Annotated in this window: 11 protein-coding genes; 5 read left to right on the top strand and 6 right to left on the bottom strand. The window is 39.4% G+C overall.

The window, feature by feature from the left end; all coding sequences use genetic code 11:
- Window positions 1–412: 412 nt before the first annotated feature.
- Entirely contained in the window at window positions 413–667 is a 255-nt protein-coding gene (locus AC1DVB_RS22830) for a four-helix bundle copper-binding protein (RefSeq protein WP_454862002.1), read from the bottom strand.
- Between the two features lie 130 nt (window positions 668–797).
- On the opposite strand from AC1DVB_RS22830, the gene AC1DVB_RS22825 reads away from it, so the two are divergent.
- Both AC1DVB_RS22825 and AC1DVB_RS22820 read left to right on the top strand, forming a co-directional pair.
- The gene (locus tag AC1DVB_RS22825) at window positions 798–1,187 is read left to right on the top strand and encodes a DUF948 domain-containing protein (RefSeq protein ID WP_054395906.1); all 390 of its coding nucleotides are present in this window, start codon (window positions 798–800) and stop codon (window positions 1,185–1,187) included.
- Between the two features lie 95 nt (window positions 1,188–1,282).
- On the top strand, window positions 1,283–1,648 hold the full coding sequence (locus AC1DVB_RS22820) for a DUF948 domain-containing protein (RefSeq protein WP_477591089.1): 366 nt from the start codon (window positions 1,283–1,285) through the stop codon (window positions 1,646–1,648).
- Window positions 1,649–1,867: 219 nt separating this feature from the next.
- On the opposite strand, the gene AC1DVB_RS22815 is transcribed toward AC1DVB_RS22820, so the two are convergent.
- Both AC1DVB_RS22815 and AC1DVB_RS22810 read right to left on the bottom strand, forming a co-directional pair.
- Window positions 1,868–2,059, bottom strand: coding sequence for a DUF3934 family protein (locus tag AC1DVB_RS22815; protein WP_057277699.1), 192 nt, complete (start codon window positions 2,057–2,059; stop codon window positions 1,868–1,870).
- Between the two features lie 182 nt (window positions 2,060–2,241).
- Entirely contained in the window at window positions 2,242–3,573 is a 1,332-nt protein-coding gene (locus AC1DVB_RS22810; protein ID WP_057277698.1) for an oligosaccharide flippase family protein, read from the bottom strand.
- Between the two features lie 381 nt (window positions 3,574–3,954).
- Here AC1DVB_RS22810 and AC1DVB_RS22805 point away from each other — a divergent pair, with 381 nt between their 5' ends.
- A complete protein-coding gene (locus AC1DVB_RS22805) occupies window positions 3,955–4,233 on the top strand; it encodes a hypothetical protein (RefSeq protein ID WP_133346176.1) in 279 nt (92 codons plus the stop codon).
- Window positions 4,234–4,495: 262 nt separating this feature from the next.
- Here AC1DVB_RS22805 and AC1DVB_RS22800 read toward each other — a convergent pair whose 3' ends face one another.
- A complete protein-coding gene (locus AC1DVB_RS22800) occupies window positions 4,496–5,932 on the bottom strand; it encodes an amino acid permease (protein WP_057277697.1) in 1,437 nt (478 codons plus the stop codon).
- Between the two features lie 372 nt (window positions 5,933–6,304).
- Complete coding sequence (rocF, locus tag AC1DVB_RS22795) at window positions 6,305–7,255, bottom strand: arginase (RefSeq protein WP_034312048.1); 951 nt, start codon at window positions 7,253–7,255, stop codon at window positions 6,305–6,307.
- 190 nt (window positions 7,256–7,445) lie between these two features.
- On the opposite strand from rocF, the gene AC1DVB_RS22790 reads away from it, so the two are divergent.
- Window positions 7,446–7,592 carry a hypothetical protein gene (locus AC1DVB_RS22790; RefSeq protein ID WP_249599533.1) on the top strand — a complete coding sequence of 49 codons (147 nt, stop codon included), beginning with the start codon at window positions 7,446–7,448 and terminating at the stop codon, window positions 7,590–7,592.
- A 218-nt stretch (window positions 7,593–7,810) separates the two neighbouring features.
- Here AC1DVB_RS22790 and AC1DVB_RS22785 read toward each other — a convergent pair whose 3' ends face one another.
- A complete protein-coding gene (locus AC1DVB_RS22785) occupies window positions 7,811–8,548 on the bottom strand; it encodes a hypothetical protein (protein ID WP_328097532.1) in 738 nt (245 codons plus the stop codon).
- Between the two features lie 185 nt (window positions 8,549–8,733).
- On the opposite strand from AC1DVB_RS22785, the gene AC1DVB_RS22780 reads away from it, so the two are divergent.
- Window positions 8,734–9,618 carry a hypothetical protein gene (locus AC1DVB_RS22780; protein ID WP_477591085.1) on the top strand — a complete coding sequence of 295 codons (885 nt, stop codon included), beginning with the start codon at window positions 8,734–8,736 and terminating at the stop codon, window positions 9,616–9,618.
- Window positions 9,619–9,701 lie beyond the last annotated feature (83 nt).

Below are 9,701 nucleotides of genomic sequence, written 5' to 3'. Positions count from 1 at the left end.
TTAATGGCAGCCTCCATTTTACGAACCAAATGGTTCGGTGGCACCAGTTGATCTAAAGTAATCAATTCAAGTTGATCTCGCTGAATAGAATCATGTTTAGAAGGCATCCTCATCACCTCAGGTTTTAATACTTAAAACAAAACTCACTCCAGGCAACAGTGTTCTATCTAAAAGGTAAGACAAAGTTGATTGGAGCGGGTGTACGAGACTCCTGCTTAGAAAAGCGCGTCTAGGGGAGACCCCGCAGGCGRAAGCCGAGGGCCGACCGCCCGCCGAAAGCGAGCCTTACGTTTCAATCAACGTCCAAATTGTAMAAGCCATAAAAATGGACAACCTCGATTTTCATCGATAATCTGAAAGGAAAAGCTAATGCTATCCTTACATCAAGCGACTATTTTTCTGCATTCGCGCATCACAAACAAGCCTCGGCACATTTTTGACACTGTTCATGATCGTGTTTTTTGCATTCATTTCCGCAGCTTTCACAAATCTTGACACAAACTTTAGCCAACCCTGAAATAAACGGGGTTCCTCTCCCTATCGCCTGTGCTAAAAAAGAGCAAGTATCTGCACATTCCCGATCCAAGCGAATGCATACCATCATCATGTTTACATGTTCTTCTTTTAAGCATGCGTCGTAACAATGATTACACGCCCTTACTATTATCCATTAAACTACCCTTTAAACTTCATTTGGGGAAAGGTAAATGGTTCTTTAAAACTGATCGGACAAGTAATGGACTATAGGGAATGAATGAAAGGGACAATGCATAAATTTAAATGAAAGGAGTGGATATATGAAAATGTTCATTAAATTAAGTGTTGCCAGTGTCTCCGGAGCCGTCGTGTATTTGATATATAATGTCAACCAGACGCTGCGTAAAGGAATGGGAACGCTCGAAGAGACAAATAAGACACTGGAAGAGGTAAGAAATGCCGTCCATGGATTGACGCAAGAGTCCAAACAACTGATCCACTCTGCCAATCAAATTACTGCGGATGTAAAAGGGAAGATGGAAAATGTAGATCCATTGCTGGAATCCGCTCAAGATGTTGGGGAAATGATTCATAATGTAACCAATACCATGAAAGAAGCCAGTTTGGAAGGCCGCCCCAAGGATTTATCCACACCGTCAGCTCCTTCAACTCGAACTAAAGCTGGGGGGGTTCAAATAAAACTCAAATAGAATCATCATTTATCTTTAAAAACAGGCACCCCGGGATTCACTAACCTATTATAAGCAATCGTGTCTACCATTTAATTCAGAGGGGGAGCTTTATCTTGATTATTCAATATAGTGTGGCTGCAATCGCTTTAGCCTTCATTTGGTTGGTCGTATTTTTGATAAGTACACTTCAAAAGGGAATGGTCACAATAGGGGAAGCCAATCACACATTGGTTGAGGTGCGAAATACCATCCAMGATTTATCCGGCGAATCGAAACAACTATTGCAAACTGCAAATGAAATCACCGACGATGTAAAAGCTAAAATGAAAACGGTTGAACCATTATTGGATTCTGCTCAGGACGTTGGTGAAGCGATACATTCAGTTACAAACTCTGTTAAAAAAGCCACTAACGGCTTCCGTACAGAGTTTTCCCCGAAAAAAATCAATGCTATCAAACCCAAAAGCCAAATTAGATAAAAAAGAAAAAAATAAAAAAAATGAAAAGACACTGCCGGGTTTTGGAGTGTCTTTTTTGATGGTATGTATAATAGCCGTACTCTTATGCCTCATTTGGATATTGTTAGTGGTTTATATCTATAAGACCCATTTCTCTCATACAGATCTCTTAACACCCTGTATGAGAATATGGAACAAACATAAATGTTGTATGTTTTGTATGGATTGTAGGACAAGCAATTATTTTTCTGTCTTGTCACCTGTAGAGTGACTGGATGTTTTTGAATCACTGGAATGCTTGACGCCTTTACTAACATATGGTTTGGCGCTTTTTTTCTTGTTGGCACTTGTTTTCCAACGATTCCAGCCCTTCTTGCCCGTTCCAGTGCCCGTACCTTTACCCGTTCCGCTCTTAGCCTTAGCTTTACTCATGAAATCACTCCATTACTATTGTATGGTTAGTTTAAACCATTTTACTTGATTATTACCCAAGTATGTTGAAATATACAGTAACGAAGGTGATATGTACAGGGAAAGGCTCAATATTTTTAATCTAAATCTTTATAAACCAATAACAGCAAGATTTTTGCCGTGCGGAACTTGCTTTTTTGGCTTCACTTTATCGATATCGATCTTGATTTCGTCAGTAAGATGCTTATGCCGATTTTTTTGCAAATGGTCAAGTAGTGCATGAAGGTTAATAATACCGCACCAGTGTTCATTCCTAAAATGATTCCTCCCATATTAAGAGAAGCCTGTGACCCTAGGATATACATCATTAAAAAGGCAACAATATGGGACCATACGGTATGGATGAAAGCATCTTTCACTAAACCGAGGCCGATGAGATAGGCTTGCATGGGAATGACAAAAAAATGAAAAAGGAAGTAAGGACATAATAATTTTAAATAGTATGCGGCTGAAGTTGAAGAAAAAAAGAGGGAGGTCAAAGGTTCCGCAAAGAAATAAATGAAAAACACGGCCGGAACTCCATACAATACGGTGAAAGACATCGATTTTTGCAATAAAACCCTCAATTTTTCTTTATCCTGCCTCTTGTATGCATTCGAAACATTCGGAATGAGCATGATCATTAAGGAATGCGCGATAAAGGCTGGAAAGAAGCCGATCGTCATTGCAACTCCAGTAAGCATCCCAAAATGCTCTGTAGCCACTACCGCACCGAATCCTGCCGAGAGAAGGGCAGTGTGGATCAAAAAAGGTTGGATGGCATTTGTTATCGCATGAAAGATCCTTAACCCCATGGTGGGCAGAGAAACCGCCAATAACTTTTGCCGTGCAAGTTTACCGGTTGTCCGTGAGTTCGTACCGCGCCTCATGATCCGCATTTGAAGAATCAAAAGGTTGATCAAGTAAAGAAAAACGAGGAACTCACTGCCAATCAAAACAAAAAAGGCCATCAATAATGACTTTTCCTGGTTAAAATGAAATAAGTTAAAGATGAGGAAAAGCAAGCCGAATTGAATGATATCTTTTAAAAAGTTGGAAAAGGCAATCTTCCCCATTTGCTGGACACCCATGAAATAGCCTCTTGCAATCGACGAAAAGGCAACTATTGGGATCAGTGTGATGAGCAGCCATTTAATATAGGGATGGTATTTGTCCATTATGGATGAGAAGGAAAGTATGAAAGGCATGACTACACACATTACCAATACGACGACTGCAGCCATCTTAAGTGCATGAATGATAAGATTATAATGCATGGTCTGTTTATTTTCCGCAACGAATTTTGAGATGGAAATATGTAATTCAAGGCTGGCGATCACATATATCAAAAAGAAAATTGGCAATATGGACATATAAAGCCCCATGCCCTCTTCGTGTAATTCCCTGGCTAGGAGCATGTTCACTAAAAATTCGATACATTCACCAAAAAACGCTGCGACAATCAAGATGAGCGTTCCTTTATAAAAAGATTTCATGTTGGTCCACTCCTAACAAGGTGTTTGTATAAAGATATGAGACATGCCATGGAATATTCATGAGGAACTGCAGATCACGGCTATACAAAATGCGATTATGCCTATGGCAATCCTTATTAATCGCTGTTGAAAGATAAAAAATTAAATAAGGGTAAGCTCGGGAAATGGAATGAATCGATTTGGTTACAATCATTTCTAATGGGAAAATCATTAGCCATGACATTTATCAAAAGGCTTCATACGGTGATATTCCAATCGAGGGCTTTTTTGTTGCCATGTTTCCTTTGTCGAAAGTGTCAGAAGAACATAAGAGTGGGACACGAATTTCGCTTTGAAATTCAAGCTTTATTTTGCTATCCTTTAGCAGAGGGGATGATCAATATGAAATTCACATCTATTAGTCAATCAAATATAGATGAATTGTGCATTGCGTTTGAAAGTTGTCTTACGAAACATGACATTACATTTAAATATGTAGATATGACGGAGGATAACGGAATCATATCGTTTATTTTTTGTGATGACCCGGAAAATGCGAGATCTGTCGACATGGAAAGTGAACGCTTCATTGGATTGGACACCGATTACATAGCCAAGGAAATTTTAGAGCCAATCCTGCCTAAATTAAAGGAATTTGCACAATATAAAATCATCGATTAAGATGATTTTTTTTGTTTTGATATTTGGTTTTTATTGCCCAGATGGAGCTTGAAATTTAACTTCCTATTTATATACAGGGGTGGTTAGGGGAACTAAAAAAGCTGGAAAGCGGTTTACCATTGGGTAGCTGGCAGGAATGGTGACTAAATAAAAGAAATACCCTGGGTGTGTAAACATCCAGGGTATTTCTTCTTTGAAAAGCAATCTTGATGGATTGTAAAAATCGCTTTTCACCACTTACTATACTTCGCAGCGTTCTGGATTAAATGACCATTTTTTTACCGGCATTTAATTCAACTTCCTGCTTAGGCGTTTCTATGGTCTTGTTTTTCTTCACTCTAAAGTGATAAACCGCATAACATCCAAGGAAGAATGTTCCCCCGCAATACAGGGCCATTCGCTGCTCAGGAACAAATGCTAAACTGATCATGACGATGCAGTTTGTTGCTAAAGCAAGAATGGGGATGAATGGGTATAGCGGAACTTTGAATTTCAGATTTTCTATCTTTCCACCTTGGCGGGTATATGATCTTCTAAAAGCAAGAAGACTAGCAGATATGGCAATCCAGCCAATTTGTGCACCTAATCCTGCAAGGGAGAGAAGAAAGACAAATACTGTGTCTGCAGCCACTACACTAGAAAGTAAAGACAAACCGGCAATCGCCAGTGTGATGAGCAGGGCATTAAGCGGAATTCCTCTCTTATTAACCAAACCGAGTTTCGGACTTGCCATGCCTTCCCTTGAAAGCGAGTAGAGCATACGTGTCGCAGCATAAAGGCCGGAGTTCGCCACTGACAATAGTGCTGTAAGAATGATGAAGTTCATGATGTCAGCTGCATACGGAACCCCGATACTATCCAGTACAACAACGAATGGACTTTCTGAGATACCTGCTTTTTCCCTTGGAATCATCGCCGAAAGTACAGTGACCGAAAGAACAAAGAAGAAGAGGGTTCTCCACACCGTTTGTTTGATGGATTTTGGTATGACCTTTTCCGGGTTTTCACTTTCTCCAGCGGCAATTCCGATTAACTCTGTGCCCTGGAAGGAAAAGTTCACTGTAATCATTGTGATGAGCAGGGCCGATATCCCATTAGGAAAAAGACCCTCAGCGAAAAAGTTTGAGAAAAATGGTGTCTCTTGTCCACCTTTCATATCAATCAAACCAAACATAGCAGCACCGCCAACGATGATGAACAGAATGATGGCCAATACTTTTATGCTGGAAAAAACAAATTCCGATTCGCCAAATGCCTTTGCTGATAAGGCGTTTAGTGAAAAGATGAGAAAAGCAAAGATTGCACACCACATCCAAACGGGTGATTCAGGGAACCATCTTTGCATAAGCTGGCCTGCCGCCAGAAACTCCAAGGCAACTGTAACTGCCCAACCTAACCAGTAAAGCCATCCAATGGCAAACCCGGTGCCAGGACCGATGAACTTTGTCGCATATGTCTGAAACGAACCGGAAACAGGCATCGCAACGGATAGTTCACCTAGACATAGCATCGTTAAATACATGATGAAGCCGCCGACTATGTAAGAGAGGATAGCGCCGAAAGCTCCTGCTTCATGAATGGTATAGCCCGAACCGATGAAAAAGCCCGTACCAATACATCCCCCTATTGAAATCATAAATAAATGTCTTGCTTTCATGCTCCGTTTTAATTCATTTGGTTGATTTTCTGCTGTTTTCATTGAAAAACTCCTTTACCTGATGGGTGCAAACGGTTTCATTTATGTTGGGACGTTTTTAGGGAATTTGTGTTCTTACAAGTCTAATAGCTTAGAATCTGATTCTTAGATGATGTCGAATTCCCTCCGAAAGGAGATTACTTCTGCATTAAAGAAGCATGATTCAAGGAACATAGGTACCTATGCAGAATTAATTTCGAAAGCGCCGCTTAATAAAGAAAGAGAAGCCAAGCGTCAGGAAACTAGGGATGTAAATTGATTCAAATCGATCATCCGCCAATGGAGGAAGAAGCTCATAAACGAAGTATGGGCTTTTTCCTATGGAGTATCACTTTAAAGAACTCTCTATCTTTCTATCAAAAACAAAGTGTCCGATTATTTAACTTGAGCCAATAAATCAGGAGTGATATGTTCTTCCGCTCCATAAAGTAATTTTTCCCCAAGCAATGAGCCCATTAATGCGACAGCAACTTCAGCCGTTTTATTATGCTCGTCCAATATTGGGTTTATCTCAACAAACTCTGCCGATGTAATGATATTAGCTTCAGCCAGCATTTCCATGGCAAGATGGCTTTCACGGTAACTAATGCCTCCCATTACAGGTGTACCGACCCCAGGTGCATCATCTGGATCAAGACCATCAAGGTCAAGTGATAAATGTACAAGATCCGTACGTTCTTTCAGATAGGCGATCGATTCTTCCATCACTTTTGTCATACCCATTCTATCAATCTCATGCATCGTATAGACTTTAATTCCTTTTTCCCTGATTAACTCTTTCTCACCTTGGTCTAAAGAACGGGCACCAATGATGACAATGTTCTCTGGTTTGACCTTTGGAGAATATCCGCCGATGTTAGTCAGTGCAGGGTGGCCAAGACCCAAACTTACGGCTAGGGACATACCGTGTATGTTTCCTGATGGGGAAGTTTCGGCAGTATTTAAATCCCCATGTGCATCATACCATATTACCCCTAAGTTTTCAGTATGCTTCGCTAAACCGGCTAATGTCCCGATAGCAATGCTGTGATCTCCTCCTAAAACTAAAGGAAAACGATTTGCTTGGATGACTTCATCCACTTTTTGACTCAATTTTTCATTACCTTCTGCTACATCCTGCAGATTCTTTAAATTTGTGTCACTATCACTTTGTGCTCTTTCCTGTATTTCTACTTTAATATCACCTTCATCACGGACAGTATAGCCAATGTTTTCAAGTCTTTCACTTAATCCTGCATATCTGATGGCACTTGGCCCCATATCCACTCCTCTTCTAGTTTGACCAAGATCCATTGGCACACCAATGATTGAAATTTCCTTTTTCATATGTAATTCCTCCTTCGATTTTTCTACCCTAGTATAAGGGTAAAAGGATAGATGACTCAACTCGACATTTTTTTGAATATTTATACGATTGAAAAAAGGGTAAAAGTCCTGGGTTAAAATTCCTATTATTGATTATTTATGAATAGGATACATTACCGTGTGGGGTATGAAGGGGATTGGCTGAATTCCTTTGAAATCTGCGATTGTTAAGATTTTTATTCCAGGAATGGAAGTGATAGCGTTACCAATCGGAATCGGTGGCCGAAGGAAGATTCTGAAGATATTGAATATATTATACTGGTTACATTTATTCATCAAAATGAGCGGTTTCACCTAAAATGCATGGAAGGATTTTTCATTTTTATATTAAAAAAATTTTTTTGACGTGAGAATAAAGAACTTTTTCTCTAATGTGGTTAACCGCGAGAAACGATTCATTACAAAAAATAGGATAGATTACTAGAGGAAAGTGCCATTTTGAGGGGTTTGTTTCACATATACAAAAAAGGTAAAGAGCGGCTGCCCTTTACCTTCCTGTTAAACTATATGTTGGTTTTAAAATCTTTTATGCCATTCCTCATCTTCAAGTGGCACACCATTGGTACTAATATATTCTACAATCATATTTCCATGTTCAAGAACTTTATCTTTTTTAAGGCCATTGATCATTTCGTTAAAGCGGTCTTCATCTGCATCCTGTTTCTTACGTGAAAGGGTAATCCGGATGGTAGGGGAAACTTCGTAATCTTTATAGCTGGCTGGCTTATTCGGATCAATGTTCAATTCTTTACCGATCCCCTCATCAAAGACCAAGAGTAATTGATTATAATCGCCTATTTCTTCTTGAATCTTCTCCCAATCTTCGCTTTCTGCAATATTTTCCATTTCCTTGGATATCAACACGTCACCCAGTTCTTTTTCAACATATGGCCTGATTGCCTTCTCTGCATCATCTTGCCATTTATCAGATAGGAATGTATCCTCCATTTCCCCTGTTTCATCATTAAAGAAAACAAGAAAATGCGTACCATATTTTTCATGTTTCACTTTAGCTGCGTATTCAAAATAGCCCCGGTTTCCCATATTGTCGTATAGGACATCATATATTTCGGTTCCTTCATCAAAAGTTTCCTCTAAGTATCTTTCAGCTTTATCCCGGACTTTCTTTTCTTCATCGGGATCTGCTTTCATGCTCTGTGTGAATGAAAACAAAAGGATCACAACACCGACCAAGATGATTGAAAAACACCTAATAAAGTAAGTAAAATCTTCTTTGTTTTGCTCAAGGAACACCCTCCTGTAATGACTGCTACTTTAAAACAATTCCCATATTATTCTAACATCATTATCACTCATTTTACTATGGAAATTGAGCCTATCTTTTCCCCAGTGCGAAATCTAAGTTACCTGCCCTCCAAAAGATCGGGATACTTTGTTACAATAAATAAATCCTCAGTACCCTAAAGGGAGAGATTGACTTGGAAACCTATCAAAGAAAAATGAACCATAATCGGGATGAATACAGAAAGTTACGGTGGAAACAGCATCGTATACAAGTTACAGGTTTATTCGATGCCGTTTTTTCGAAAAAAGCGTTCGTAGATAAAGTGGCTATCGTCGGAGCAGGCAATTGCGATGATTTGGATATAGAGTATCTGGCAACTAAATGCAACTCCATATACCTATTTGATATTGATATGGAAAGTATGGAAAAGGGTACGGCAAATTTGCCTGAACGGACCCGGGAGAAAATTCAACTTATTGAAATTGATGTAACAGGCCTCGATAAAGTGGATTTTGATCACCACCTATCTTCCATGCTGAATCGTGGTGAAACGGCAAAGGGAATTATTCGGTACTTAAAGGATACCGAGAATCGGTTAGGTCAGCTTTCTGAACGTGTTTTTTCTAATTATTATAATGATTTTGATATCGTGGCAACTTCCGCCATTTATACTCAACTATTTTATAATTGGGCCATGGAGCTTTTTTCCGATCATGCAAACCACTATCAGAAAAAAGATGCAGAAGAGATGAAGAATGGAATTTTGGATGTAAGGGATGAGATCGTTCGTACAGTGAATCACTCTATATCTAAATGTACCAAGCAAAATGGATTCTGTATTACATGGACTGATATCTTAAAAATCGAACCTGAGTATATGGATACCATTAACGAAGGGCTGAATACCATCTTTGCATTGGCCTCGAACGTTGGATATGGGGCAGCCTTGATAGGGGTAAAAACGTTTATTGAAAAATTGGATAAAAGCGAATTAACCCTTCGATACTGGCCATGGGATTTTCAAGAAAATAAACAGTATTTGACCATTGGCATTATCGGGAGAAACAATGGGTTGTAATTGAATAATGGCGGGATAGATAAGCAAATAAGCAGCTGGATCTATCCTTTTTTGATTGGTTATAGTCCCCTTAGGAATAGAGG

The sequence above is a fragment of the Peribacillus sp. P4_D6 genome (assembly GCF_056401795.1).
This window is presented reverse-complemented; position numbering and strand designations above follow the sequence as displayed.